The 26486-nt window shown below is 55.2% G+C and carries 22 protein-coding genes; 8 read left to right on the top strand and 14 right to left on the bottom strand.

The window, feature by feature from the left end; genetic code table 11:
* Window positions 1–454 precede the first annotated feature (454 nt).
* The 5 genes from ABRP30_RS12870 to ABRP30_RS12850 all read right to left on the bottom strand — a co-directional run bounded on the left by ABRP30_RS12870 (window position 455) and on the right by ABRP30_RS12850 (window position 5951).
* A complete protein-coding gene (locus ABRP30_RS12870) occupies window positions 455–982 on the bottom strand; it encodes a hypothetical protein (protein ID WP_349975421.1) in 528 nt (175 codons plus the stop codon).
* A 9-nt stretch (window positions 983–991) separates the two neighbouring features.
* On the bottom strand, window positions 992–1981 hold the full coding sequence (locus ABRP30_RS12865) for a hypothetical protein (protein ID WP_349975422.1): 990 nt from the start codon (window positions 1979–1981) through the stop codon (window positions 992–994).
* 181 nt (window positions 1982–2162) lie between these two features.
* Entirely contained in the window at window positions 2163–2993 is an 831-nt protein-coding gene (locus tag ABRP30_RS12860; protein ID WP_349975423.1) for a hypothetical protein, read from the bottom strand.
* Window positions 2971–3879 (bottom strand): TniB family NTP-binding protein, encoded by a 909-nt coding sequence (locus tag ABRP30_RS12855; RefSeq protein ID WP_349975424.1) that lies wholly within the window; start codon window positions 3877–3879, stop codon window positions 2971–2973. Before ABRP30_RS12855 ends, ABRP30_RS12860 begins: the two co-directional genes overlap by 23 nt.
* 179 nt (window positions 3880–4058) lie before the next feature.
* The gene (locus tag ABRP30_RS12850) at window positions 4059–5951 is read right to left on the bottom strand and encodes a transposase family protein (protein ID WP_349975425.1); all 1893 of its coding nucleotides are present in this window, start codon (window positions 5949–5951) and stop codon (window positions 4059–4061) included.
* Between the two features lie 2452 nt (window positions 5952–8403).
* Between ABRP30_RS12850 and ABRP30_RS12845 the strand changes: the two genes are divergently transcribed.
* From ABRP30_RS12845 to ABRP30_RS12835, 3 genes are all read left to right on the top strand, one after another.
* Window positions 8404–8712 carry a hypothetical protein gene (locus ABRP30_RS12845; protein ID WP_349975426.1) on the top strand — a complete coding sequence of 103 codons (309 nt, stop codon included), beginning with the start codon at window positions 8404–8406 and terminating at the stop codon, window positions 8710–8712.
* 581 nt (window positions 8713–9293) lie between these two features.
* Entirely contained in the window at window positions 9294–10496 is a 1203-nt protein-coding gene (locus ABRP30_RS12840) for a zinc-dependent alcohol dehydrogenase (protein WP_349975523.1), read from the top strand.
* A gap of 325 nt (window positions 10497–10821) precedes the next feature.
* Entirely contained in the window at window positions 10822–11358 is a 537-nt protein-coding gene (locus ABRP30_RS12835; protein ID WP_349975427.1) for a sterol desaturase family protein, read from the top strand.
* Here ABRP30_RS12835 and ABRP30_RS12830 read toward each other — a convergent pair.
* Genes ABRP30_RS12830 through fni form a run of 5 tightly spaced genes read right to left on the bottom strand, consistent with a single transcriptional unit; the run spans window position 11246 to window position 17214 of the window.
* Window positions 11246–12241: a phytoene/squalene synthase family protein gene (locus tag ABRP30_RS12830; protein WP_349975428.1), complete on the bottom strand. Its 996-nt coding sequence runs from the start codon at window positions 12239–12241 to the stop codon at window positions 11246–11248. The genes ABRP30_RS12835 and ABRP30_RS12830 overlap by 113 nt on opposite strands.
* Window positions 12238–13728, bottom strand: coding sequence for a phytoene desaturase (locus ABRP30_RS12825; RefSeq protein WP_349975429.1), 1491 nt, complete (start codon window positions 13726–13728; stop codon window positions 12238–12240). Before ABRP30_RS12825 ends, ABRP30_RS12830 begins: the two co-directional genes overlap by 4 nt.
* Window positions 13725–14891 carry a lycopene beta-cyclase CrtY gene (crtY, locus tag ABRP30_RS12820; RefSeq protein WP_349975430.1) on the bottom strand — a complete coding sequence of 389 codons (1167 nt, stop codon included), beginning with the start codon at window positions 14889–14891 and terminating at the stop codon, window positions 13725–13727. The genes ABRP30_RS12825 and crtY overlap by 4 nt, the downstream gene beginning before the upstream one ends.
* Complete coding sequence (locus ABRP30_RS12815; RefSeq protein WP_349975431.1) at window positions 14888–16162, bottom strand: glycosyltransferase; 1275 nt, start codon at window positions 16160–16162, stop codon at window positions 14888–14890. The genes crtY and ABRP30_RS12815 overlap by 4 nt, the downstream gene beginning before the upstream one ends.
* A complete protein-coding gene (gene fni / locus ABRP30_RS12810; protein ID WP_349975432.1) occupies window positions 16159–17214 on the bottom strand; it encodes a type 2 isopentenyl-diphosphate Delta-isomerase in 1056 nt (351 codons plus the stop codon). Before fni ends, ABRP30_RS12815 begins: the two co-directional genes overlap by 4 nt.
* 203 nt (window positions 17215–17417) lie before the next feature.
* On the opposite strand from fni, the gene ABRP30_RS12805 reads away from it, so the two are divergent.
* Entirely contained in the window at window positions 17418–18323 is a 906-nt protein-coding gene (locus ABRP30_RS12805) for a polyprenyl synthetase family protein (protein WP_349975434.1), read from the top strand.
* Here ABRP30_RS12805 and ABRP30_RS12800 read toward each other — a convergent pair whose 3' ends face one another.
* The 4 genes from ABRP30_RS12800 to ABRP30_RS12785 all read right to left on the bottom strand — a co-directional run bounded on the left by ABRP30_RS12800 (window position 18324) and on the right by ABRP30_RS12785 (window position 21421).
* Window positions 18324–18794: a hypothetical protein gene (locus ABRP30_RS12800; protein WP_349975435.1), complete on the bottom strand. Its 471-nt coding sequence runs from the start codon at window positions 18792–18794 to the stop codon at window positions 18324–18326.
* A 198-nt stretch (window positions 18795–18992) separates the two neighbouring features.
* Window positions 18993–19319, bottom strand: coding sequence for a hypothetical protein (locus ABRP30_RS12795; RefSeq protein ID WP_349975436.1), 327 nt, complete (start codon window positions 19317–19319; stop codon window positions 18993–18995).
* 199 nt (window positions 19320–19518) lie between these two features.
* Window positions 19519–20301 carry an EAL domain-containing protein gene (locus tag ABRP30_RS12790; RefSeq protein ID WP_349975437.1) on the bottom strand — a complete coding sequence of 261 codons (783 nt, stop codon included), beginning with the start codon at window positions 20299–20301 and terminating at the stop codon, window positions 19519–19521.
* Window positions 20302–20503: 202 nt separating this feature from the next.
* Entirely contained in the window at window positions 20504–21421 is a 918-nt protein-coding gene (locus ABRP30_RS12785; RefSeq protein ID WP_267823806.1) for a LysR substrate-binding domain-containing protein, read from the bottom strand.
* Between the two features lie 190 nt (window positions 21422–21611).
* On the opposite strand from ABRP30_RS12785, the gene ABRP30_RS12780 reads away from it, so the two are divergent.
* From ABRP30_RS12780 to ABRP30_RS12765, 4 genes are all read left to right on the top strand, one after another.
* Window positions 21612–22361 (top strand): SDR family NAD(P)-dependent oxidoreductase, encoded by a 750-nt coding sequence (locus tag ABRP30_RS12780; protein ID WP_267823804.1) that lies wholly within the window; start codon window positions 21612–21614, stop codon window positions 22359–22361.
* A gap of 100 nt (window positions 22362–22461) precedes the next feature.
* Window positions 22462–23763 (top strand): MFS transporter, encoded by a 1302-nt coding sequence (locus tag ABRP30_RS12775; protein WP_349975438.1) that lies wholly within the window; start codon window positions 22462–22464, stop codon window positions 23761–23763.
* A gap of 18 nt (window positions 23764–23781) precedes the next feature.
* A complete protein-coding gene (locus ABRP30_RS12770; RefSeq protein ID WP_349975439.1) occupies window positions 23782–24630 on the top strand; it encodes a transketolase in 849 nt (282 codons plus the stop codon).
* Window positions 24627–25634 (top strand): transketolase family protein, encoded by a 1008-nt coding sequence (locus tag ABRP30_RS12765; RefSeq protein ID WP_349975440.1) that lies wholly within the window; start codon window positions 24627–24629, stop codon window positions 25632–25634. Before ABRP30_RS12770 ends, ABRP30_RS12765 begins: the two co-directional genes overlap by 4 nt.
* Window positions 25635–26486 lie beyond the last annotated feature (852 nt).

Genomic DNA, 26486 nt, shown 5'->3' with positions numbered 1-26486 from the left:
GTGACTTAGCCGTCCAGGTAGCGGCAATCGACACGGGTTGTTGACCACCCCGCGGGTGACCTCAGCATCACTGGGGGCTGGACTGTGAAATACCTTCCCCCTTAAGACAATCTATTCAGTAGCAATTGAATCTGAGGAACCACGGGCGCGAATTAAGGAAGATTTAGACGAGACCGAGGTAGCTAAGCGGTTCTATGTCTTTCTCCGAACGGTGAGAAACTATCTGAAGAAAATTACCATCATTGCCAAAGCCAGTGCGCCCCAAATATTTAATTTTCGAGACATTCACCACGAGAGACCACAATCTGGCTATCTAGCAAATAAAAAATGAAATAAAGTTAGTTTTCATAAAGCGTGTTCGTCTTGCCGGCATCGTTTTTTGATGTGAGCTATTATAAGTGCGTCGTTACAATCTCAAGGATAAGCAGACCTGAAATCAATGGGATTTAACAGGTCAGATGTGTGGCGAACTAGAACCAATGAAGGCGTCGTTGACATAGTCAATAGCATTATCAATCCTTTGGAGCAAGATGGTGTTAGGGATGTATGTTGTCCTATGAAGTTTATCAAGATGCTGGGGTTTAAGGTCGTAGAAACCTTTCATAAGCTTCTCGTTCAAAGTCGCAAACTTTGCTCCAGACAATGTTCGAACAACACGCCATGGGCCGATAGTGTCATAATCTAGTCGAGTAACCCCCTGCACTCGGACGACGCAGGCCGTCTGTTCCGCCAGATTCTGCCTATCCGCTTTCCACAACCAAGCACGACTGGATTGCTTCAAGTCTATTAGCGCAGAACTTAACCCCCATCCAGCCATTTCGTCTAGTCGTATCATATAAGTCAAAACCTTAAAAGCAACCACGTCCACTTGCAATACCACAACAAAATGATAGGACTTACGATTACCTGGGAGGTGTACGGTACAACCAGGTATCCAATACAGCGTTGTTAATTTATGGAGCACGCCAAATTTATGCATCATAGCTAAGCCTTACAAATCAGGGATATTAAGATCAGCAGCATTTAGGTATTGAGTTTCATAGCGTTTAAGCTCTGAGCCGAGCAGCCTAATCACACCTGAATAGTTACCAATTCTCGACCATATATGAGCAGGACTAAAAGGCGCAAAATAGTTTTCGCGTAGTGCCTTTCTGGCTTGCCCACTGGTAATCCAGCCCAAAGCAATACCGCTTAAATAAAGAGAGTGCAGTCTCGCCAAGCAAGTGCTTCGATAGATTTCCTGATAGAAATCTCCATGAACGCCAAATCCGGCATAAGGGTCAGCCCCACCCCAATTATGAAATGCTATTTTGGGGTAGGCATGATGTAATGCGGGCATCATCATTGCTCGCATCAGGCTAAGCATAAACATTTGTACTTTAAAATCCTCACCTGACCTGAACGCTCGCCTTAGCAATCTCTGGAACTGCCGTTGCACTCTCAAAGCAAGGCAATGTGTCTGCCTCCAGGCACTCCGGACATGATTCATATTATCCTTAAATTGTGGCTCATCCCAATACAGCACAAATGCTTGTACGGTATAGTCGTCATGGTTTATGAAAAGCTCCGTTGAATCAAGTAGCGGAAATCCATGCAATTCACATATCGGTTTAGTCAGATAGCACCACTGAACTTTACTAACGGGAATGCCTACATGCCTGAAAGACTCCATAAAGCAATCCGGGCAGAACGCCCTTCGAAACTGGATTGGTATCGTCAACTGATTAAATCCCGGAAAACGCTTTTCTAACCAAGAACTGGATATGCTGAAGCTCTTCTTGAGTGGTTCAATAAACGCGTTTTCAGACAAGAGGTCGCGCTCTACAAACCGCGCCCCCTGAAGCCCTAGCATATCGCTTTTTATAATACCGCCTTCCAATGAGCCAAACTGCAAATGCGATATGAGCGGGATAGTTGCTGTTGAATTAACCCTCCACATCCATGAAGATAGCGTTTCGTCAGAAAGAGGTTCAACAACCATTGTGCTTCTTGGGCTCATAAATGCTCCCCATTTTTAATCGGACAAAAATAATCAACCTTAGTGCTAATTCCGGCCGGAGACCTCATGCGCCAGCAAAACGCGCAGTTTTAGCGACAATGGCACGGGTGAGCTTTTCCAGCCCTGCCGTTTTTGCAAATTAACAGTTGACTCGATTGTTGCTTCAGTCAAACGCTCTATCTTCAGCTACATGGCGTAATTCAGATACAGACCCGAAAAAATTCTGCGACAGCTTAAGAAGCTCCGAACAATAGAACGTTTCACATGCGAAGACGATATAGTCGATAGGTAAGTCAGTGTCCCTTGCCCCACATTCGGCCATGCCGAGCGGTTGAACATTCGTGCCATATTGTCGATTGCACCAATCGAAAAAGCCTTGAATTACAAATCTTACAGTGGTCGCTGGAATGAGCCCTGCGACTGGAATCAATCTTGTTGGAATGTGTTTAATGGCAGTAAAGTCCCTGAGAAGCTTTTTATCCCTCGTCGACATGACAATTGTAAAATCACCTGGATGCCGCCTAAGCTGGACGATCTGATCGAAGATAACCTCATACATATTGTTCTGATTTGAGATTATATCTAGATCATCTATTATAATTATTGTTCGCGCGCCCTGTCGAAGCTGCACTAGACTATCAGGTACACGTTTATAGCCACGAAACTCACTGAACGGGAAAACAGAATGAAGAATTTGACTCACAAGGTTAATCCGCTCCCCGTAAATACGTGGTCTCACTAGAATTACTTGCTTACGATGCTTCGAAGCGAACGCTTCTAGTATTGACGTTATTCCTACCCCTGGCAGTCCACGCAACATTACAAGACTCGCCTCATTTGAAACCACTAAAGAATCGAGCGCCACGTATATCTTAGCCCTTTCTGGCCAACAATACTGGAAGCCGTGCAGGCCTTCCAGTACCGCGCGGGCGATCTCACGTCTTTTACGGAGTGGAAAATCGCCTTTCAATTTATGCGTACCGCTCTTCTTCATCTGCAGATTGAATCTCTGCGCTGCGCAAGGCATAGTTGAAATTAGCCATGATATCCTCGATATTATCAAGATGACGATGGTTAATGTGCTCAGTACCATCCATAATGCTAGCCATTGCCGACGCCTGAAGAATTTTAACCACGTTATCAGTAATTCCTTGCCCCTTATCCATAATCTTCAGAAACAGCATCTGATCCTTAAAATTGGTTTTTTCCTTCAGTGGCAAGTGGTGAATATAGCTAGACACAAAGTTCCTGAATTCAGGGCCATTTTCCCAACCGTTGAGGGCGACAACGGGATACCGCCGCTCAAGCTGCGGGTCTTGCCGGAGCACGCTGGCGGCATCCGGCACTCCGAACGCGAATACCGAAAGGCCGTAGGTGGAGCCTGACAGATTCTTCAAAAGTGAAAGATTGATGCGCTGCTGAAGCTCCGTCAAAGTAAGTGCATCATGGATCTCGTCAATCACAATTGCACGGATATTTTCCGTTCGAATTATGTATTGAAGTTCAGGGGTAATATTGTGTCCTTGCCGTGCCCTCCGCCCGACCCCAAGTCCCAGTTCAGTCAAGATCAAATCCTTAAGAGAGTAGCCGTTTGGGCTCTGGTGCATAGTCACGAAAATCATCTTATTTGAGCTCGTAGCATTCCTCGCCTTCATTTCGCCAATCAAAGCTGTTTTGCCACCTCCCCCAGGTGCTGTGACCAGCATGCTGGGGGCATTAATTTTGTTGCGCATCTTCATAGCCAACTCCATCCGCATCATAATCTTCTGCGCGCTAGGATGGCTTACCCAAAAATCATCAGAGCAGGTGATCAAACGCACATCGTCTGGCTGATCAAAATGGATACGAGATGCGGGGTGTACGTGAGAGTAGTCAGTCATTTAGATTTTCTCAAAGATGAGCGCATGGAGCTCCTTGATCTGGTTACAGTTTTTGCTTGTCCTCCAAAGCACCTACTCTGAAGCCACTCGAATTGACTGGCGAAATAGGAGATACTAGGACTTTCAGACTTACCAGAAACAGATGCAAGGCATGCGCCTTGAGTTAGATATTTTTTAACTTACGATTTATTGCTATCGTAAAATATTGGAGGCTCGTTGTAGTCAACCTCCTCCGACCTTCTGAAAAACCCTCCAAAGTCAAACACATTGGATGGCTTTGACGCCTTGCCGGTTTTTTTGGGCTTCTCACCGGATTGACTCGTGCTGTCGCTAACTTTGCTAGAGATAGTGCTGGCAGTATCTTCTTGGGCATTCGCGAGGCTCAGCACCCTGTCAGCGCTCTTGGCACTGCCGTGTAAAGCAGCCTGTGTCTTGTAGTCAGCCTTACCCTTTTGTGCTTTTCTAGAACGTTTCTCCTGGGTGGTTAACTTAACCTCCTGCTTTTTTTGCTTGGTTACCTCACCATACGATTGAGCCCCTTCTTTAGTCATTGTTCCATCTCGATCTCCTTTTTGCTGTCGTTGCCAGCGATACATTTCATAATCAGGGCTCCTGTTAAAAGCATTTCGCACACAACTGATTTTTTCAAAAAGCTTGCCAAACTTCACGTATATGAAACTCAAATCATAAGGATCATATTTTATTGTTAGCTTTTCCCGCACCAACTCCTTCAGTGAACGCCCGTAGTAAAATCTGCGAAAAATCTCGATTCCACCGGGTACAACTCGCTTATTCGGAACTTCTGGGTAGAATCGGTACTTGAAGTCCTCATGATCGGAAACATCCAGAATCCGGTTGTGTGGTTTTTTTGCAAAATGGCTCTCCCATGCTTCCGCCGGAGTTTTGCCCAGTTCTGAATGCTTGGTATGGTGGTAAGCATGCAGCGCGTAGGCAACGATACGCCGCAGCCCGGTTAAGCCGATTGCAGCCTTTTTATGGCTCTTCAGATGCTTACCCTGCTGGGCATTGGAGCCTGTGGTGCCTGGCAATGAGTGCATCGTCCGGAGCATTAACTTTCCGATGAGACTCTCAATATGCCCACCCTGGTGCTTCGCAGGAATGTCTCGGTGCTCAACCTTGATACCAAAATCCTTGGCATTAAGGACGAACACGTCTGAGACGAATTCCTTGGCATTGTCGGTGTGGATGACTTCCGGAAGGCCGTGGTAGGGAAGCAGGTGTTCCGGGATTCCCAGGGCTTGCAGGAACGCCGCCTTGGGCAAAACGCAACTTTCCATCAGCATGGCCACCGAGACAGCGCTTGGCGGAAGCAGTGAAACGTAGAACCCCAATATGACGCGGGTATGAAGATCGACGGCGACGCTGATGTAAGGACGTCCCAGCACGACGGTACGGTTGTCCTCATCCACCACCATCAGGTCTACAACCGTATGGTCGATTTGCACCCACTCTAGAGGTCGCGTGGTGACCTTGTAGCCAGGCTTTGCTCCGTATCTGTGCTTGCTCTGGTCTCCTGTGTGAGTGAGGCTATATAGCAGGGATTCATTTTTTGCTTTAATCCAAGTCGCAACGGTGTGATAACTTGGCCTCAGCATCCTTCGGTTATCAGCCTGCGTTTGGCACTGCTTCCACACCCCTGCCGCTGTCTTGCAGGAGGGGTAGTGTTCATCGAACATCTCCTCAATCAGCTTCAGCGTCTCAGGGTCGGTGACCGCCAGGCCTGGCTTTCGTCCCCTTTGATCAGATAAAAGCGCCCTGTAGCTTTTAGCGCCCCGCATGTACTTCAATAGCTTGTAAAAGCGAGATTTTTTGACGCTCAGTATCTCCATCGCCACTGCTGCGCTGATCTTGCCGGCCAGGTAGTCCTTAAGAACGTCGTGCCGGCTATCCGCCAGCTTGTGTCGCTCGATCTCCCCCAGTTCACTGTCTGCGGTTAAGGACGCCTTGATTCGGTTTACTTGGGTGTCGTTATGGAGGGTGAGGCTATCATCATTTTGAGGGTTTTCTTGGCGATGTCTTCCATCTGGGTGACGCTCAGATATGTCATGCACATTTCTTACCTTTTACATATAGTCAAACGCAAAGTTCCGTTGAGACGCCATTGCTCGTCCCGTCCTGCCACACCCCCGATCCTTGAATCTTTCTTAGTTCAGAAGTGCGGCAGAGTTAAATTTTGCGTCAACCATTTTCAATTTTTAAAGAGCGGATTGTATCTACCCAACAACTGGGCGGGGCGCATTAAACCCAAGTCAAAACCGCTGGTCAATACTGCCCTTCTGCCGTGTCAATTTATAGATAAATAAAAATTTCTTTTTTGGTTATATTGACCGCAAAAGTCTTGGAGGGCCCGCGCCACGGGGCTCGCAGGGCTTGGCGGATTTTTTCTGAAATTTATTTTCGCACGATAATCCAGCTAACTATTTTTCATAAATTTGCAAATCTGTCTCCAGTTATAACTTCCAGTTAGCAGCAAAAAGTCAACCAATACCGATTTATTCTAAATGGAGTGCAAAAACTTTCACGAGGGTGCCGCGGGACGCTCTCAGCTAATGTTCAATATATTTACATGCATATTGTCACCACAATCCCGGAAAGTGCTGGCGACGCTAAATTTAATAATGGCAATATTGACAGGGTCGTAGGAGTTGTTAGGCATGATTTCAAGCAAAACTGCGGCAAGACCAAAGCCTGCAACCAGTAACACGGGCAGTCCACAGCAACTGATGACAAACGGGCATTCCAAAGAGCTTCACGGTGGCCTGGATGCTTTGCTAGGGTGCTGCATGGTGACATAGACCAGACCGTTTCGACCCATGGTCAACGGTTTCGGGGTTGGTGGAATCGGGGGTGAACTTGATGGGATGATCAATCACTTGCGCCTGAGATTGAATGAGCAAGTCTTGATCGACTCGAAAACCTGCATGATTGACTTAAGCGCTGTCCACGCAACCCAAGCCTCTTCTGGCGCCGATATAATCCGGCCTCAAGCCTTCCGTAATCACCTACAACAATGCCCTTTTCTTCGACAGCATGACCCACATCATCGGTCTGGCCGCTGAAGACACATCGCAAGGCGGCTACTCCTGACCCGCAACGAGAAATGGCTCAGAGCGACGAGATAACGCTCCGTATCAAACCCTTGTCTCAGAGCACTTGCTCATTCAATTTCGCGCCTTGTGCCTGGTTTCACCGCGTTGCTACATTCTGTCATCGGGGACGATGCTTACCGACCATCGTCCTCGCCACACGCAAACTTAGCGGATCGAACGCTAGGCATAGAAGCACGAAGCTTTGGAGCCATTCACCACTGCGCTCATTAGCATCATCAGTGTTCTGGTCAGTGCCGATAGCCCCATCAGTCAACTAGCATGGCCGACCTTGAACAAAACGAGGGGATACCAGGCGGTACATCAATGGGCATCAAGATGAGCTAGGCACGAGACCAAAATGGCGATTTTTGGAATGCGGCGACCTATCAGAAAGGGCTAGGCGCAGAACCGGTGTTGTGCATGCACTGCGAAACATCCATCGTTCACAACCCTCCATACACTAGGGAATGTACGAAAAGTCAGTATTCGTACCTGGCTACTTTCGCTTGAAGCCAAAAGGGGTTCATGCTGTGCAATGCGATTACGGTGTCGATGAAAAAATCGAAAAGATCGCGAAATCCTCAGAGGATCTCATCGAGAGCATTCAGCACGACAAGTATCGCCTGCGCCTGGTCATGATCCGAGAGGCCTTAGCCGGCAATGCAGGTAAGCCTAGGTAAGGAGACGGAGAAAGACGCCAGGGCGGTCATACTTGCACCTCAAATCCGGAGCTTCTGCCGGCTTATGTCAACTCAGCAAACAGAGTCCTGAAATTCCGCGCACTTTGCGAAAGCAACGAAGAGATGGAGCAGCATCTTGATGTGGTCTTCGAGGGCGACCTCACCGTCTCTCGGAATCGGTTCTACTTCGAGCAAGAGCGGCATAGGCACGCCTATCACGGTGTGTCACAGAACACTTTGCAGCACCCTATTGCGACTCAAGGCCGTATCAAGAGCGTGCGACACGCCCTTAAAGACAGGCCTGGTGCACGATCCAAATAACCCATCCAATGGCATCAGTTTGGAGGTCAGCATTTGGTCGAACCAGCCCAATGGTTCTAAGGCTTCAAGCAAGACGAAGAGGTCGTAGTGCTTGGGGTCTGGCGCCACTCAGTTTCTGAGTTACCGGATACGCTCGACCCTATTCGTCGAGCTGAAAATTTTGCGAAAATTACGCACATATTGATTCAAAAGTCGCTTCAATCAATCAGTGGAAGATCACGAATCTGGTGAAAATAATCGGTGGAAAATCACGATTTATTTTGTTTATTCAGCGGAAAAACCATAAATAATTCCACTAATTTATCGAAGGGATCGATTTGGCCTAGGAAATACGGGACTTTACGGCTTTCCACTTAAATCACGATTGGTGCACTTGCGCCCTGAAAACGGATGCGCCAAATGGAGGCATTTAAATGCCCGGCACAAGAACCACCTCATGCACCCGCGCTCGAACCAAAGGTTGGTTTCTCAAGACCGTCGACATCACGTCAGAAAGATCCTTGCTGGATCAACTGAACGGAATCTGTGTTTCGACCGCGAAGTTGATCAACTGGGCATCGAAGCTTACGCGCGAGCGTGAGCTTGCCAAGCAACTGATTGCTGGCAGAGCCCACAACTTCTGGCCCGCCACGCGCTTCTACGAAGCCCGCTGGGAAGACCGTGTTCAAGCGTGGCTGGCTAATCTCCCCACGGGCGAACCTGATCACAGTTTGAAATCGTGAGACTCGTAGCCCAACCGCCGCCAACTCCCCTCCAGTTCGCACAATAGAATCGAGGGGCAACACGGCTCTGCTCATCTGATTGTTCAGCCTTCAGTATCAGAAACCGCGCCGATGATAAGCCCACCTGGCCGTCCTGGAGCCACCGCCAGTCTCGCGACCAACCGCCATGCTCGACATCGTTAATCAGGTCATCCAGGTGGCAGCGTCTCGAGGCCAAACATAAGTCTGTACGCATATACAGTGTTCGGTAGGCCACGCCCGCACCAGGCACCCTGCCCTCGCCCTTATCCGCACAAGCGCTAGCCGTTTGCACAGCTAGAGCAAAAACACTGAAACCGGCTCCGTTGAGTTTGCCGGTCGGGTAAACGTTGTGCGCTTTAGCGGTGTCCGTACCGTCAGCGTCGTTCCCTGGCAGCGATGCAGGTTTCTTAGGGGCATTCAAGGAAATGCACGCCGATGAGGCCGTGCTGTTCGACGCTGCGGCTCTCCGATGACCATTGAACCAGTCAGCCTGAACTTTGGCGCTACTCCAGGCTTCCCCTGCATATGCTCATAAATTTACCGCAGCAGGAGCAAGCATGATGAGAGCACTGACCTACCACGGCGCAAACGATGTGCGGGTCGATACTGTCCCAGACCCCATCCTCCAAAACCCAGACGACATCATCCTCAGGGTGACGGCCACCGCCATCTGCGGATCCGACCTCCACCTCTATCGGGGCAAGATCCCGGAAACAGAGCAAGGCGACATCTTCGGCCACGAGTTCATGGGCATCGTGGAGGAGGTTGGCAGGGACGTGACGACCCTGAAGGTTGGCGACCGAGTGGTGATTCCATTTGTCATCGCTTGTGGAAGTTGCTTTTTCTGCCAGCATGATCTCTTCGCTGCCTGTGAAACCACCAATATCGGGCGCGGATCGATCATCAACAAAAAGGGCATACCACCAGGCGCGGCGCTGTTCGGATACAGCCATCTGTATGGAGGGATCCCTGGGGGCCAGGCCGATTACGTTAGGGTGCCCAAAGGCAATGTCGGGCCATTCAAAGTTCCGACTTCGCTCGCGGATGACAAAGTGCTGTTCCTATCAGACATCCTTCCCACCGCTTGGCAAGCGGTCATCAATGCCGAGATCGGCGAAGGTTCATCGGTAGCGATCTATGGCGCGGGGCCAGTGGGCCTGTTGAGTGCCGCCTGCGCAAAGATGCTGGGCGCTCACACCATCTTCATGGTGGATGACAACAATTACCGGCTGGCCTATGCCCAGCAAGCCTATGGCGTTATCCCGATCAACTTCGAAAAGAATGATGACCCAGCCGATAGCATCATCCGCCATACACCGGGTATGCGTGGCGTGGACGCGGTCATCGACGCGGTCGGGTTTGAAGCCAAAGGCAGCACCACGGAAACCGTGATGACGGCCTTGAAACTGGAAGGCAGCAGCGGCAAGGCCCTGCGCCAAAGCATTGCGGCTGTGCGGCGTGGCGGCATAGTTAGCGTGCCCGGCGTCTATGCCGGCTTCATTCACGCCTTCATGTTTGGCGATGCGTTCGACAAGGGGCTGACGTTCAAGATGGGCCAGACCCATGTGCAGAAATACCTCCCGGAACTGCTCGAACACATAGAAGCCGGGCGCCTGGAACCGGAACTGATCGTGACTCACCGCCTCGCCCTGGAAGAGGCTGCCATGGGCTACAAAATGTTCGATCAAAAACAGGATAACTGCCGGAAAGTGATCCTCGTTCCAGGAGCGGCCGCTGGAACGTTAGGGAGTGATTACGTGTAAGCCATCGGAGCACAAACCTATGAACGCCCTTGGTATGTACTTCTGGATCGCGGTCGTCAATGGCTCATAGGTTCGAAAGCGCAGCTTTAGTGGCCTAGGATGAGTTTCTCAAGACGACTGGGGCCAGGCGTTGGGTGGAAACTGCTGGCCGGCAGTGGCGACTACTGCCCTGCGACTTGGCGCATCAGCAGCAAAGCCTTAGCAGCGTACGAAAACAACGTCGTACACCCCCCATCCAGATCGCAACCTCATCTTGAGATATGATCGAACTCGAACATCCACCGGTGACACGGGTCTTAAAAGCTTGCTTACCAAGGTACTTCGCATGATTGTCAACGCACTGGTGTTCTTGATGGCTTTGATTGGCATGGAGGGATTGGCGTTCGTCGCCCACAAGTACGTGATGCATGGATGGGGCTGGGGCTGGCATCGTTCGCACCATGAGCCTAGAACTGGGCGCTTCGAGAAAAACGACCTGTTTGCCGTCGTGTTCGCGGGTTTCGCCGTCGCGCTGATCGCCCTCGGCAATCTAGGCGTACACCCGCTGGAGTGGATCGGTGCCGGCATGACCGCGTATGGACTGCTGTACTTCCTGGCCCATGATGGGCTGGTACACAAGCGATGGCCATTGCGATTTGTCCCCCGGCACGGCTACCTCAAGCGCCTTTACCAGGCGCACCTGCTGCACCATGCCGTTGCCGGAAAAGAGGGGTGCGTGGCGTTCGGCTTTCTGTACGCACCATCGGTTTCTAAACTTCGCGCCCAGCTTCGTGCTTTGCACGGTGGGCCGTTGGCCAGACGTGATGAGGACGCTGCCACAAGCCAGCAGCGCGGTCAGGCCAGCGACGGCCACGGGACATGACGGTGCGCCATAGCCCCGCAACAATGTGCCAGACCTTTTCCAGCTTCGACGTAGAGACCCGCTCGTCCCATGCCCGGCTGCCCCGCTGTCTGACCTTCAACCCGATCGCCCGGTACACGCCGCCAGCCGTTGCCACCGCCCAGGCCGAGCGCCATGGCAACGCCGTCAACCCTGCCTGAGCGCTGATGTAGAATGGCTCTGCCATGAGGATCAGTCGCTGAGCCAGCATGGCCACAGCATCCCGGTACCTAGGGTTGGCAATGTCGTGCTCTGGAATCGACATCGCTTGCAGCCATTCTTGGGGCAGATAGCATCGGCCAACGCCCGCGTCTTCGATGATGTCCCGGGCGATATTGGTCAATTGGAACCCCATGCCCAGATCGCACGCCCGGTCGAGGGTCTTTTCGTCGCTCACCCCCATGACACGCGCCATCATCAGGCCAACCACACCCGCAACGTGGTAGCAGTAATCCAATGTGTCTTCGATGCGGTGATAGTGTCGGTTCTGGGCATCCATCGCGAAACCGGAAAGATGCGCCAAGGCGTACGGCTCAGGAATACAATGACGGCGCACCACTTCACGAAAAGCCGCGAATGCGGGCGTTTGCACCGGCCGCCCGGCATATACCGAATAGGTTTGTGCAAATAGGCTGGCCAAGCGCCGCTCGACTTCATCCTGCCCTACAGAGGTAGCAGCATGGCCTGCTACCTGCCCGTCGATCACATCGTCGCAATACCGGCACCAGGCATAGAGCATGACCGCGCTGCGTCGGGTGGCGGGGTCGAACAGCCGCGCGGCGGCGGCGAAGCTCTTCGAGCCTACGGCAATGCTGCGGTTCGCATGGTCGAACAGGGTCTGGTCATTGCCTTCAACTGTCATCATCCCTGCATGTCCTCCAGCATCAGCCCAGCGGTGGCTCGCGCCGACCCTATCACACCCGGAACCCCCGCGCCTGGGTGCGTGCCGGCACCGGCCAAATAAAGGTTAGTGAGCATCGCATCGCGGTTGTGTGGCCGGAACCAAGCACTTTGGGTGAGGATCGGTTCGAGGGAAAATGCCGACCCAAGGTGCGCGTTGAGCTCACTTTCGAAGTCGGCGGGGGTGAAGATCCGGCAGGTCACCAAGTCCTTGCGCAGCCCGGGGATGTAGTGCTGTTCGAGGTAGTCGAAAATACGCTCCCGGTAACGCGGGCCTTCGACTTTCCAGTCAATCGGGGCATTGCCCAAGTGTGGTACCGGTGACAGCACATAGTGGCTGGAGCAGCCTTGGGGGGCGAGGCTGGGGTCGGTGACACAAGGGGCGTGCAAGTACAGGGAAAAGTCGTCGGCCAACGCCTGCCCCTGGAAAATGTCCTGAATAAGCGCCCGATAACGCGGCCCAAAGCACACTGTATGGTGTTGCAACTGAGGTTGCGGTCGCTTTAGCCCAAAATGAATGACGAACAGCGAATTGCTGAAGCGCTTGCGTTTGAGCCGAGCGCTTTCCTGCACGCCTCTGCGATGCCCACTTAACAGCTGGCTGTAAGTGTGCACCACATCCGCATTGGACGCTACGCTGTCAGCCTCATAGTGCCGCCCATCCACTAGGCGCACTCCAGTGGCACGCCGGCCCGCGGTAGTAATATGGGCGACATCGGCATTGAGCTGCAGGCAGCCGCCAAGATCTTCGAACAGCTTCACCAAAGCGTTCACCAGCGCGCCGGTTCCTCCTCTGGGGAACCACACCCCCCACTCGCGCTCGAGCGCATGAATGAGGGTGTAGATCGAGGAGGTGGCGAAGGGGTTGCCCCCCACCAGCAAGGAATGGAACGAAAATGCCTGGCGCAGCTTGTCGTCCTCGATAAACGCCGAGACTTTGGCATACACGCTGCGCCAAGCCTGCAGCCGCGCCAGTTGCGGGCCTGCGGCGACCATATCGCGAAACGACAGAAACGGCACAGCGCCCAGCTTCAGGTACCCTTCACGAAACACCGCCTTGGAATAGGCCAGAAAACGCCGATAGCCAGCGACATCGGCTGCGTTGAATTGTGCGATCTGGCGGTCGAGCGCGGCCTGATCGTTGGCGTAGTCGAACTGCGTACCATCTTCCCAGCACAGCCGATAAAACGGCGCTACCGGCAGCAGTTCCACGTAATCGGCCATCGAGCGCCCCGCCAGTGTGAACAGCGCCTCGATCGCTGTCGGGTCGGTAATCACAGTCGGGCCGGCGTCGAACGTGAATCCTTGCTCGTGATAGACATAAGCCCGGCCGCCCGGCTTGTCGCGTTTTTCCAGCAGGGTCGTTTGCACCCCAGCGGCCTGAAGCCGGATGGCCAAGGCCAGCCCGCCGAACCCGGCACCAATCACGATGGCTTTCTTTGCGTCGGTCATTCTCGAATTCCATAGTGTCTGGGGTGATACCGGAGCATCGCGCGCACGGCTTCGCCGAGCGGCACCGGTGGTTTGCCCGACAGCACCCGCAGCTTGTCGGAAAAGCTGTTTTGGCCTGCATAAAAGCGGCAGATCAAACCGTCGGAGAGCCCGTAGAAACGCTGCATGACCTGCCACCGGTGCTCGGGCCGCCCGGCCAGGAACAGCATCCGGTTGAGCAGGCGGTAGAAACGCTGGCTCCGCCAGATCTTATAGGCGATCGATCGTATGCCGGCAGCCAGGACGCTTGCGTCAAGGTCGTGCTGTTGCGCGACCCAGTCGGCCAGGCGCACGGCATGGGGCAGCGAATAGCCCGTGGTGCAATGGAACAAGCCTGCGCGCAGTCCGGAAAGCGGGTGCCCCTGGGCTTCGCTCCAGAAGCCCTCGAAATCTCCCGCCAAGGTGATCGGCAACACGCCGGTTTCTTCGCGCAGACATGCCTGCACCGCCCAACCTTGCGCCTCGGCATATTCGGCGATGTGCGCACGCAATTGGTCGGGCGACAAGGTATGTCGATCTACATAGTGGGTATCTTCTATCAGCACGGTGTCTGGGCTGAAGGGCAGGACGTAAACGAACCGGTACCCCTGCCCTTGTGCCACCCGCGCGTCCATGATGATTGGCGCGACCAAGCCATGGGGCGCCTGCAATCTCAACAGTTGCCCCACAAATGCCTGATGCCCCAGCACCATCCGCGCGCTAGCCCGAGCACCTCGACCATCGATGACAGCACGCGCCTGCACGCGCTCGCCGTTCGCCAACGTTACCGACGTGGGGGTCAGGTCGATGATACGTTGGCCTACGCGCAGGTCGTCACCCAGCTCGGCGCCGATCACCTCGGCAAATCGCTCAGAGGTGATGCTAGCGTACCCCGAGTTCAGGCGGCGCGAGCGGGCTGGGAAATGCACGTCATAGCACGGCCAGCGCTTGACCACCAACGGGGCGAGCCAGTCATGTTGCTCGGGTGTCAGGTCACCGTCATGGAACGACCACGTGTGATTGCCGCCGATAAGCTTCTGCGCTTCGATGCACAGCACACGCCATGCGGGCCGCAGCTGCTTCAGTCGCCAGGCGATCAGGCCGTTGGCCAACCCGCCACCGGCCAGAATCAGGTCGTAAGTCATTGGGCAGGCCCCCCAAGTACAGCGCAGCCGGTTCGGGCAACCCTTTCAACGATATCGGCAGCCCGCGGCGTGCCCCCCGCTCGCTCCAGTTCAGCCGCCAGCCGCTGCAGCCGTTCAACCGGATGCTCCAGCAGCCGCTTCAGCGCATCATGGATGGTGCTCGCCCTCGCCCGTCGGTTGACCTGCAACCCGATACCCGCGTGCACGACCCGCGCTGCCACACCGGGCTGATCGAAGCCAATGGGCATCACCAATGCGGGGGTCCGCGCCTTGATCGCATCCATGACCGTGTTCAGGCCGCCGTGAGTCACCACGACATGGGCGTGGTCGAGCACCCATTGCTGCGGCGCGTAGCTGGTTACCCAAGTCGCCCCGGCCCTGCGCAGGCGCTCTTCCTGAGCCGGGCCGAGTTTTGCGCAGTGGGCGATCAGCAGCTGAGCATCAAGCCGTGCGCAAGCCTTGGCTATCTGGTGAAACATATCCACGCGATCACCTTGCAACGTACCGAGACTGGCGAACACAAAGGGGCGCCCGGGGTCGATCGGCCACCGCCCTACCCCGCCAGAGAACGGCGCTCGCAACGGGCCCACCGCATGGTAATGCGCAGGTAACTGCTGGCGAGGAAGATCGAACCCGGTGATCGTCTGGCTAATCTGGGCATAAGATGACAGGCACTGGTGCAGGCCATCGCGCGGCTCAATGCCGAACCGCCGACAAGCCTGGCGAATCACATCGCGCAAAGGGCGCATCAGCCAGTCATATACACGCTGGCTGCCTTCATAAAGCCGTCGCTGGCGCTCATCTTCCCCGTACGCGAACGGCATGACCGCCAACGGAATGCCAGGCTCGCGGTTGACCGGGAGTGCGCAGGCCACGGACAAGAACGGCATACCCAACGCTTCGGCCACCAGGCCGCCAGCCGCTTCCATCTGGTCGCACAGCACCACATCGACCCCGGCTTGGTTCAGCGCTGGCGGCAAGGCTTGGCACAGCATCCCAGTGTTGGCGCATAAATCACGGATTACGCCGCGCAGGCGCAACGGGTGATTGGACGTTGCAGCACGCTGCAATGACCGGTCAAGGCTGCCAAGGGGATGACTGTCACTACCCACTGCGACGAAACCGATGCGTGGATCAGTCAGCCAGCGACGCGCATCGACCTGCTGAAAGAAAGTGACACCGTGCCCGCGGTCTATCAACGCCGATGCCAGTGCCTGAAAAGCCTGAAAATGGCTATAGAACGCCGGCGCGACCACGCCGAAACGGCTCATGGGATAACCGACGCTGTGGGGCCGGATGGCAGCACGCGCACGCTGCGCAACGCTGCCAGGTTGGCGGAGCCCGTGCAGAAGCAAGCAATGCGCAGCTGCCGGATGAGCATCTCGAAATGCTCGACGACCGCCGACGTCGACTGAGTCGCCTCGTGGAGAACACCCGCCGCCTGACCGATCACATCGGCGCCCAGGCAAATGGCTTTGGCTGCATCGACGCCATCTCGAATCCCGCCCGAAGCAATCAAGGGTATCTCTGGCAGCGCACGTCTGATGCGCTGCAGGCCGAGGGCCGTCGGTATACCCCAGCCACTGAAAGCTTCAGCTACGCGACGATCCAGCGGACGCACCGCCCGAGCTGCTTCGACCGCCGCCCAGCTCGTGCCGCCCATGCCCGCAACATCAATGACTTGTACGCCAGCTTCGCTGAGGGCTAATGCGACCGGCGCCGATATCCCGGCGCCGACCTCCTTGACAACAACCGGTACACCTACCGCTGCCACCGTGCGGGTAATAGCCTCCAAAACCCCGCACCAGTTCCGATCACCTTCAGGCTGAACCGCTTCCTGCAACGGGTTGAGATGAATGATCAGCGCGTCGGCTTGCAGCGTTTCGACACACCGGTGCGCCAGGTCGAGGCCGTCTTTTTCCAGCAGTTGCGCAGCGCCGATATTGCCGAGCAAAGGTATATCCGGGGCCAGTTGGCGCAGACCTCGCGTCAGACCTTGGTCATTACCACTTCTCAGAGCAACGCGCTGCGAACCCACACCCATGGCGATCCCCAGTGCCTGTGCAGCCTCGGCCAGGTGGCGATTGATCGCGGTCGAGCGGGCTGCACCCCCGGTCATGGAACTGATCAGTATCGGCGCCCGAAGCGATTTCCCGACCAGCGCACTACCCAGATCGATGGCGTCCAGATTCAGCTCTGGCAAAGCACAGTGCTCCAATTGCAACGCATCGAAACCGGTGCCCATGCCACGTGGCTCTGTGCGCCTACTCAGCACAATGTCGAGGTGGTCGTCCTTGCGTTTACTCAATTCGCTGTCGCTCATATCAAGCTCCGGTTGCTTGAATCATTTCGTACCCAGCGTGGTCTTCTACGAATAAAACTTATACAACATTGGCAGCGGCGCTGGTTTTGTACAAGATTGATTGAGACTGAGGCAGCTGCGGGGTTGAGTCGTTCCCCGAATTCCAGTGTGGCAGATCAAAAAAACATTCGACCAATTTGGCCACAGCAGAGGCATACATCACGATGACCACCGCCCTCGTAGCTTTTTCCGACCTCGGCTCCACTGACCGCCTTTCGCAGATACGGATTTCGATCGAACAACGCCTGGATGAGTTACTGCCCGGCACAGGTAACGAACGTGATCTCGTCGCGCTCGCCATGCGCGAATCGACGCTGGCTCCGGGTAAGCGAATGCGCCCCATGTTGCTAATGCTCATTGCAAGTGGCCTGGGCCACGAGGGCTCGGCAGCCCGTGACCTGGGCTGCGCAGTGGAGCTGATCCACGCCGCCTCACTGGTGCTCGACGATATGCCGTGCATGGACAACGCCTCGCTTAGGCGAGGCCGGCCCACGGTGCATTTGAAATTTGGCGAGGATGTCGCAATTCTAACTGCGGTAGCACTGCTGAGCCGCGCCTTCGGTATCATCGCGGCTACCCGTGAAGTGCCACCTGCGATCAGGAGCGAACTGGTCGAACTGGCTTCAAATGCTGTAGGCATGCAAGGCCTGGTGCGTGGCCAGTTTCAGGATTTGAGGGACGGTCAGCAACCCCGGAGCCCCGAAGACATTGCCATCACCAATAACCTCAAGACAGGGGTCTTGTTCGGTGCCATTGTGGACATGGCCTGGCTTATCAGTGACAGCGATGAAAGCACTCGTTCAAGCTTGCAACGCTTCGCCATGGAGCTAGGCCAGGCGTTTCAGATGTACGACGACCTATGTGACGTCCGCTGTGATACCGGCAAGGACTCGAACAAAGACCGCGGTAAGTCGACATTCCTGTCGATCTACGGTGAACAAGAGCTGCAAGCGAATCTGCAAATGCATCTTTCCAATGCCGAAAAAGAACTGCGCACTGTATTCGTTGATGCTGACGTGATCGCAGGCTTCATTGTCTCGATGTTCAAGAAAGCGGCGGTGACCAGCTGATCACCGCTGCGAACGCTGAGCAATGGCCTCTTTGAGCGCCTCGCTGTCTGTATACCGCTGCTCTTGCACAACGGCGCCGCCCTGTAAGGCCAACCATTGAACGGACTCACGATCGCCTTTATAGGCACTGGCGACCCGGCCGTCGCGGTCCAACAAGATTCGGTATTTGGCGGAACGCATAGCAGGCACGGCCACTAGCTTGATCACCGATGGCATCTTTTCGATGTCTGCGACATAAATCACACGACGTGACTCCAGATAGCCTGCAGGCTCATCTTCAATTGCCGCGTTCACCAATTTAGCCGCCGCCATGCTCCGTGCCACCAGCAGCACCTGAGCATCGTCATCGAGGGTGTAGGCTTTATCGTTCTGATCCAGCAATGTCCACTTCTTGACAGGCTCCATAATCGCGCTGTCGGCCAAAGCACTGAAACTCAGCAGAGCCCCTGCGAGCAAAACAAGATGGCGCATCGATCAAGACCTTGGTAAGCCAGAAGGACTTTTACTTTACAGCAAATTGAAGACGATCGAGATAAATAGGAATCGCGCAACTTTTCATGCGCGTACTGCGGTTGAGTCGATCATCCAGGTTTACAGATCAATCAAGCCTTGCTCAATCAGTCGGTCGCTCAGTCGAGGCCGACCCCGGCCAAGTCTTTTCGACGTGCATTACTCATCCTTAGTGGCATCCAAAGCTTCGTACCAATCAGCGTAGGGCGTATGTTCCACCCGACAACGATTGTAGTCAGGACTGTCGTCGTCCCACCAAACAGGCCCCCGCTCGCCCAGTCCCACTTTGGCGGCATTCACTCGCGCACGCGCAGTTTTGAGCATTTTCGAATCGTCAGCGCGCTTGGCCCTTTTGACATCTCGTCGAGCATCCATCAGGTCATGCACAAGGCGTTGCCGCTCGCATTCACTAAGTGACGGGTTCGTACAGCGCCAGAGCTGACCTTTGACAACAAAATAGCGTCTGTCTGGTGTCGTTGGATGCATAACGCAGCTCTCTTGAGTGATACACCAAGGACACCAAAGATGACGCATTGGCTGCATGCCAGAGGGGCATAGGTTGACGTCTCCCCTACCAGGGGACCTTCCATCAGCCCAGCGCCCTCCGCTTGGTGGCTCTGGTTAGTTCTCTTTCGAGTACGGCTTGATGCCGCTTTTAGCAAGAAGGGACTCTATTAGAGCAACATCAAGAAAGCCGCTCAATCAACGGCAAGCCATTCACCTGCGGTCGGGCGAACAGATACCCTTGCATCAACTCGATCCCCAGCGTCGCCAACGCTTGGCACTCTTCGTCAGTCTCAATCCCTTCGGCGATAAGCGTAATGCCCAACCGCTCGGCCACCAGAACGATACCGGCGACAAAGGCTTGGCGAACTGAATCCTTGCAGATTCCCCGCGTGAGTGCCATGTCCAACTTGAGCACAGCCGGCTGAAACTCTGCCAGTAGATTCAGCCCTGAGTACCCCGAACCAAAATCATCTATTGCAGTGGTAAAGCCCTGTCGCTCGTACTCCTTGAAGATTGATTTCAAGTGCTCGGTGTCTTCGATCCGCTCGCCCTCGGTCACCTCGAACATGAGCCGATTGGCGGGGAAGTCGAATGTTCGAGTGGCTTCTAGGGTGGCCCGGATGCAGGTGCTGGCACTGTAGACGGCATTGGGCAGGAAATTGATGCTCAATTTGCACTCTTTCTGCCGCCCCAAGCCGAGTGCAGCTGCTTGTTCAATGGCCTTGACGCGACAGGCCTGATCAAAGCGGTACAGATTGTCAGGAGATACCTTGGCCAAAATTTCCGCAGCGCTTTCGCCGGCCAGACCGCGAACCAGCGCCTCATAAGCGAACGGCCTGCCTGAAGGAACATGGATTATCGGCTGGAACGCCATAGTAATTTCGAAATCCAGCCTGGCCAGGTCACGACACTGGGAGCAGCCCATCGCTGAAAAGGGCTGGGGGAAAACAGAGTTGCTCATGGGCTATCGTCGAGCTTGAAGAGGATGGCTATGCAGGATGCTTGAATATGCATCATAAGCCAACCGCCTTCCATCCAAGCCCTTTATCAGTAAATTGACTGCTCAAGGGGGCCGGCCTGGTAGAACTGGTAGCCGCTGGCGGTTGGTGCAGAGGGTCAGCCTCCAGGCGAAGCCGTACTCCGCGTCGACTGGTAGCGCGACTTCAAAACACAAAGTTATGCCCTAGCTCGCTCTCCATCCACTCCAAGAAACGCCTGACGCGCGGAAAGCTTGAGTGAGCTTTAGGAAAAACCAAGTGATGCGCTGCCACTGGGGCCGTCAAGCGCTCGGGCGCCACCTCTACCAGCGCTCCGGATGCCAAATATTTCTGGGCCAGCAACGTACTTTCCAGGGCAAAGCCCAGTCCATGACTTGCCGCCTCGAGCGTCATGTACGAGCGATCAAAACTCAACGCGTAGGGATGCTCCGGACGCGCCAGGCCATGCTGAGCGAACCATGCGGGCCACTTTAGCAGGGTGGCTTCCGAGAGAATCAGGTCCCGCTCAAAGAGATCCGCAGCCTGAGTCACTGGATACCGGGCAAGCAACGAGGGAGCGGCCAAAACCGCAAACGTTTCGTGGCGGACAGTACGCACCTCATAGCTCGGCCAATTGGGATGCCCGTGACGGATGTCGACGTCGATCTTGTCTCTGCTGAAATGCAACGATTCATAGGAGCAGGAAAGATTGATCTGAATGTCAGGGTGGCTATTGCGAAACGCTTGCAAACGCGGCATCAACCAGAGCAAGCCGAAACTAGGTGATGAATGCAGTCGCAGGCAATCCAGGCTCACATCACTGGCCGCGCGCTCAGTGGCCATCTCCAGGCTATGCAAAAGTCCCGAAACGTCTTTCAGATACTGCTCACCTACCGGAGTCAGTGTCACACCACGTGCTGCCCGAACGAACAACTGACGCCCTATCAGCGCTTCGAGTTTGGCCAATTGGTGACTGACTGCCGACGGTGTCAGGTCCAGCACTTCAGCCGCCCTTGCCAGATTGCCGAACCGAGCGGTTTGCTCGAAGGCCTGAATAGCTCTCAACGGTGGGAGGTCAATGGGGGCACGATCGTCTTGACGCATAGCTGCTCTCACTCGGTTTCCATTGATAACCAGGCCACCTCGGATTCAACCACTGGAAGTGCGGCATGGCGAGAGGTGAATTTTATTCACCTACCAGTGACGTTTACATAATTGCTCGACCAGCTGCAAGGGGACACTCTGAATCATCGATCGCTGAATCGAACCATAAAAACAATCAGAGGAACTCTTCATGCTGCTGCAAGGTAAAGTTGCCATCATCACTGGCGCTGCATCGGAGCGAGGGATCGGTCGAGCTACGGCCATCACCTTCGCTAAACATGGCGCCAAAGTAGTAATCGTGGATCTCGATGAATCCTCGGCACGTAAAGCTGCTGAAACGCTGGGTGAAGGCCATCTGGGGCTGGGAGCCAACGTCGCTGATGAAGCGCAAGTGAAATCCGCGGTGGCGAGCGTTCTTGAACATTTCGGGCGTATCGACGTTCTGGTCAATAACGCGGGGATCACCCAGCCTATCAAGACACTGGATATTCGCCCGTCTGATTACGACAAGGTGCTAGACGTCAGCTTGCGGGGCACCCTCCTCATGTCGCAAGCGGTGATCCCGACCATGCGAGCCCAATCCACAGGCAGCATTGTATGTATGTCGTCGGTTTCCGCGCAGCGCGGGGGCGGCATCTTTGGCGGCCCACACTACAGTGCTGCCAAAGCTGGCGTATTAGGCCTGGGTAAGGCCATGGCCCGAGAGTTTGGCCCTGACCAGATTCGCGTCAACTCCATCACTCCCGGCCTGATACACACCGACATCACAGGTGGCCTCATGCAAGACGAGCGTCGACACGCAATCATCGATGGCATCCCGCTCGGCCGCCTGGGTGCAGCCCAGGACGTGGCCAACGCTGCACTGTTTCTTGCCAGCGACCTGTCGTCCTACCTCACGGGCATCACCCTAGACGTGAATGGCGGGATGCTCATTCATTGAGTTGAAGTACGTGGGTCGTTAACGGCCCGCCCTGTTCTGAATCGATGACCCACTCGGCGTTACAGCCGGGTGGTCTATAAAAACAAGAGATCAGACTGACATGATTACCACAATGCCCCTCGACGCGGCCTCGACCGTGCGTTCGAATGCTTACCGCAAAACGGCCTGGCGGCTCATGCCATTCCTGATGCTGTGCTACCTGTGCGCGTATCTGGATCGGGTGAATGTCGGCTTTGCCAAGCTGCAAATGATGAATGACCTGTCGCTGAGCGAAACCGTTTACGGTTTGGGCGCGGGTATGTTCTTCATTGGTTACTTCCTCTGTGAGGTACCCAGCAATCTGATCCTGCACAAAGTCGGCGCGCGGCGCTGGATTGCAAGAATCATGATTTCCTGGGGCATCATCTCTGCCCTCTTCGCCTTCGTCGAGACCGCCTGGCAGTTCTATGCACTGCGTTTTCTGTTGGGGATCGCCGAAGCAGGCCTGGCCCCCGGACTGCTGCTGTACCTGACTTACTGGTTCCCCTCCTACCGGCGCGCCAGAATGACCGTGCTCTGGTTTGTGGCTATCCCGTTGTCGGGCATGGTCGGCGGCCCACTGTCAGGCTGGATCATGAATCAGTTCGCGGGTGTTCACGGCTGGGCAGGTTGGCAATGGATGTTCGTGCTGGAAGCCATTCCTACGGTGATCGTCGGACTGCTGGTACTGAGCTACCTCAAAGACGGCGTGCATCAGGCCACCTGGTTAACCGATGAAGAAAAAGCGCTGATCAATAAGGAATTGGCCGAAGACAACAGCCATAAGGTCACTCATGGATCGCCTCGCGAGTTCATCCGTGACAGCCGCCTATGGCTACTGGCATCCATCTACTTCTGCGTTGTCATGGGCCAGTACGCAATCACCTTCTGGCTACCAACCCTCATCCGCAATGCCGGGGTTTCCGATCCACTGCACATCGGCTTGCTGACCAGCCTGCCCTACATGTGCGCCATCGCCGCAATGTTGCTTATGGGACGCAGCGGCGACAAGCATCGCGAACGTCGCTGGCACCTGATTGTGCCCATGCTCGCAGGGGCCGTCAGCCTGACGCTTGCGGCCATGCTCGGGGGCAATCTGCTGCTGTCAGTGCTGAGCCTCTGCGTGGCCGCCGCAGGTGTGCTTTCGGCTTCGTCACTATTCTGGATGCTGCCCACCACGCTGCTGGGTGGGGTCTCTGCGGCGGCAGGCATCGCCGGCATCAACAGTTTTGCCAACCTTGCGGGCTTCTGTTCGCCCTACCTGATCGGCTGGATTACCACCACGACCGGGTCGAGCGCCATCGGCATGTACCTGATCACCGGGGTGCTGTGCATCGGCGCATGCCTGGTGCTGCGTATTCCAGCTGCTTCGGTCAATCGTTAACTACTCGGAGTTATCACCATGGCTGTCAATGCCTCAACTACCGGGCTCTCGGCTTTGGCCGAGCGCGCCTTCAACATTCGCCGCCATGCTCTGCGCATGGGCCAGGTGCAAGGCCAAGGCTACGTCGGCCAAGCACTTGGGGCTGCCGATCTGCTGGCAGTGTCGTACTTTCACGCTCTGCGCTATCAACCGCACAATCCTGAATGGGAAGAGCGCGACCGTTTTTACCTGTCGATCGGCCACTACGCCATTGCCCTGTATGCAGCGCTGATCGAGGCCCAGGTCATCCCCCTCGATGAACTGGGAACCTACGGGTCGGATGACAGCCGCTTGCCGATGTCAGGCATGGCGGCCTACACGCCTGGCATGGAAATCACCGGCGGCTCCCTCGGCCACGGCCTGGGTATTGCCGTTGGTGCTTGCCTGGGTCTGAAGCGTAAAAAATCCGATTCGTTTGTTTACAACTTGCTGTCCGACGGCGAGCTGAACGAGGGTTCGACCTGGGAAGCTGCAATGTCGGCCTCGCATTGGAAGCTCGATAATCTGATCGCGATCATCGACGTCAATAACCAGCAAGCCGATGGGCACTCGAGTGAAGTCTTGGCCTTCGAGCCCATCGTCGACCGCTGGCAGGCGTTTGGATGGTTCACCCAACGAGTGGACGGTAATGACATCGGGGCATTGGTCACAGCCTTCGATGCAGCACGCAGCCATCAGGGCCCACAACCCCGGGTCATTATCAGCGATACCAAAATGGGTAAAGGCGTCGACTTTCTTGAAAGCCGCGAAAAGACGCATTTCATCCGCGTCGATGAAAACGAATGGGATCTGGCACTGCAAAACCTGAAGGTCGGGAGAACCGTATGAGCCGCGCAAACACAACCGAGACCGGCAAGAAACGACTGACGACATCAGCGATGATTGCCTCTATCGCCGCCGAAGGTCAGGCAACACGATCTGCGCCATTCGGCCATGCACTAGCTGCGCTAGCGGATCAGCGTTCGGATATCGTGGGCCTGTCTGCTGACTTGTCGAAGTACACCGACCTGCATATTTTCGCCAAGGCCCACCCCGATCGCTTCTATCAGATGGGTATGGCTGAGCAGCTACTCATGAGCGCTGCTGCTGGTATGGCGCGTGAAGGCTGCGTGCCGTTTGCAACGACTTACGCTGTTTTCGCTTCACGGCGGGCCTATGACTTTATCTGCATGGCGATCGCCGAAGAAAACCTCAACGTGAAAATCGTCTGCGGGCTGCCCGGCCTTACCACCGGTTATGGGCCAAGCCACCAAGCGACCGACGACCTGGCGATTTTCCGCGCCATGCCGAACCTGATGATTGTCGATCCCTGTGATGCCTTGGAAATCGAACAAGCAGTGCCAGCCATTGCAGAACACCAGGGCCCCGTGTACATGCGCTTGCTGCGCGGCAATGTGCCGCTGGTGCTAGACGAATACGGATACAAGTTCGAGATAGGCAAAGCCAAGACGCTGCGCACTGGCAGGGACGTGCTGATTATCTCAACGGGTCTAATGACCATGCGCTCGCTGGAAGCGGCAGCACGGTTGCAAAAGGACGGGATTGACGTGGCTGTGCTACATGTACCGACCATCAAACCTCTGGATGAACAAGCAATTCTCAGCGAGGCCCGTAAATCCGGGCGCTTGGTGATTACCGCCGAGAACCACTCGATCATTGGCGGCCTTGGCGAAGCGGTCGCAGGCTTGCTGCTGCGCAACGGAGTGGCACCCACCTTCCGTCAAATTGCCCTGCCGGATGCTTTCCTGGATGCAGGAGCACTGCCGACGTTGCATGATCGGTACGGCATCTCTACCGAGGCGGTTTGCGCTCAGATCAAAAGCTGGATGTGACGACTCAAAGGAGGGCAACACAGCCCTCCTCTTTTTCACAAGTCAGAGCGTGGCGGTGCTACCCCAACGAACAAGGTGGGGTGCTGAATGCTCAAGAAGCCACGCTGCTGACCTGAAGCGCCTACCTCGCCGGTGTCAATTCTGACTCCGCTTGCTGCAGCTCAGCTTGGACGTCCGTCCACATCCATACCAACATGGCGATCTTTTCGCGAGAGGCCGTCAGTCCCTCGCCCATCACCGCGAGTAGTACAAATGTTCTCCTCACGCGCTTAGCGAGATATACTGGATGCATCCACAGTGTCTCACTGGAGCGGTAGCTCCTCCTGACCGCAAGAACAGGCAAGCCAACGGGCTTCGAGGTTACGCAGAAATCCCATGTGGATTTCACCGAAGACACGCTCAAGCGGAGAGGTCGCATATGTCACTGAAATTGTCTTTCGCCCTTGTCCTCCGGGCGCTACGCAGTCAGCGCAAAATCACGCAGCGTGACTTTGGTGACACCAGTCGGACGTTTCTTTCTAAGCTGGAGGGGGGCAAAGCCAGCCTGACGTTAGATAAACTCGAGCAGGTCAGTCAGCGGCTAGGGGTGAGCTCACTGACGCTACTGACACTGACCTTGAGCTTGGAATCTGGCCGATCCTCAGCGGAGCTTATCGATGATCTTCGCTTGCAAATAGAGAAACTGGAGCGTGATGGTGGCTTAGCGGGCTTAGAAAAGTCGCCCGCCCCAGTGCCATCCGCTTGGCACCCTATCGGCCTCCGACGCTGATGCTGGTGAGCTTCCCTCGCGCTGGCCACGGGGCTTATATGCAGCAGCCTGAGGCGGCGGCCAGTCACATCGCTGCGTGCATC

Origin of the sequence: Pseudomonas sp. WHRI 8519, assembly GCF_040224055.2 — a bacterium.
GTDB lineage: Bacteria > Pseudomonadota > Gammaproteobacteria > Pseudomonadales > Pseudomonadaceae > Aquipseudomonas > Aquipseudomonas putida_X.
Note: the sequence above shows the minus strand (reverse complement) of the source record. Positions and strands in the feature narration are given on the sequence as shown.

What these genes read in the sequence shown, in the direction of transcription:
- ABRP30_RS12860 (WP_349975423.1), bottom strand. Translation starts at nt 2,993, where the DNA reads ATGAAGAAGAGCGGTACGCATAAATTGAAAGGCGATTTTCCACTCCGT.
- ABRP30_RS12790 (WP_349975437.1), bottom strand. Translation starts at nt 20,301, where the DNA reads ATGAGCAACTCTGTTTTCCCCCAGCCCTTTTCAGCGATGGGCTGCTCC.
- ABRP30_RS12785 (WP_267823806.1), bottom strand. Translation starts at nt 21,421, where the DNA reads ATGCGTCAAGACGATCGTGCCCCCATTGACCTCCCACCGTTGAGAGCT.
- ABRP30_RS12815 (WP_349975431.1), bottom strand. Translation starts at nt 16,162, where the DNA reads ATGAGCCGTTTCGGCGTGGTCGCGCCGGCGTTCTATAGCCATTTTCAG.
- fni (WP_349975432.1), bottom strand. Translation starts at nt 17,214, where the DNA reads ATGAGCGACAGCGAATTGAGTAAACGCAAGGACGACCACCTCGACATT.
- ABRP30_RS12805 (WP_349975434.1), top strand. Translation starts at nt 17,418, where the DNA reads ATGACCACCGCCCTCGTAGCTTTTTCCGACCTCGGCTCCACTGACCGC.
- ABRP30_RS12800 (WP_349975435.1), bottom strand. Translation starts at nt 18,794, where the DNA reads ATGCGCCATCTTGTTTTGCTCGCAGGGGCTCTGCTGAGTTTCAGTGCT.
- ABRP30_RS12765 (WP_349975440.1), top strand. Translation starts at nt 24,627, where the DNA reads ATGAGCCGCGCAAACACAACCGAGACCGGCAAGAAACGACTGACGACA.
- ABRP30_RS12795 (WP_349975436.1), bottom strand. Translation starts at nt 19,319, where the DNA reads ATGCATCCAACGACACCAGACAGACGCTATTTTGTTGTCAAAGGTCAG.
- ABRP30_RS12830 (WP_349975428.1), bottom strand. Translation starts at nt 12,241, where the DNA reads ATGATGACAGTTGAAGGCAATGACCAGACCCTGTTCGACCATGCGAAC.
- ABRP30_RS12845 (WP_349975426.1), top strand. Translation starts at nt 8,404, where the DNA reads ATGCCCGGCACAAGAACCACCTCATGCACCCGCGCTCGAACCAAAGGT.
- ABRP30_RS12825 (WP_349975429.1), bottom strand. Translation starts at nt 13,728, where the DNA reads ATGACCGACGCAAAGAAAGCCATCGTGATTGGTGCCGGGTTCGGCGGG.
- crtY (WP_349975430.1), bottom strand. Translation starts at nt 14,891, where the DNA reads ATGACTTACGACCTGATTCTGGCCGGTGGCGGGTTGGCCAACGGCCTG.
- ABRP30_RS12835 (WP_349975427.1), top strand. Translation starts at nt 10,822, where the DNA reads ATGATTGTCAACGCACTGGTGTTCTTGATGGCTTTGATTGGCATGGAG.
- ABRP30_RS12840 (WP_349975523.1), top strand. Translation starts at nt 9,294, where the DNA reads ATGAGAGCACTGACCTACCACGGCGCAAACGATGTGCGGGTCGATACT.
- ABRP30_RS12855 (WP_349975424.1), bottom strand. Translation starts at nt 3,879, where the DNA reads ATGACTGACTACTCTCACGTACACCCCGCATCTCGTATCCATTTTGAT.
- ABRP30_RS12770 (WP_349975439.1), top strand. Translation starts at nt 23,782, where the DNA reads ATGGCTGTCAATGCCTCAACTACCGGGCTCTCGGCTTTGGCCGAGCGC.
- ABRP30_RS12870 (WP_349975421.1), bottom strand. Translation starts at nt 982, where the DNA reads ATGATGCATAAATTTGGCGTGCTCCATAAATTAACAACGCTGTATTGG.
- ABRP30_RS12780 (WP_267823804.1), top strand. Translation starts at nt 21,612, where the DNA reads ATGCTGCTGCAAGGTAAAGTTGCCATCATCACTGGCGCTGCATCGGAG.
- ABRP30_RS12865 (WP_349975422.1), bottom strand. Translation starts at nt 1,981, where the DNA reads ATGGTTGTTGAACCTCTTTCTGACGAAACGCTATCTTCATGGATGTGG.
- ABRP30_RS12775 (WP_349975438.1), top strand. Translation starts at nt 22,462, where the DNA reads ATGATTACCACAATGCCCCTCGACGCGGCCTCGACCGTGCGTTCGAAT.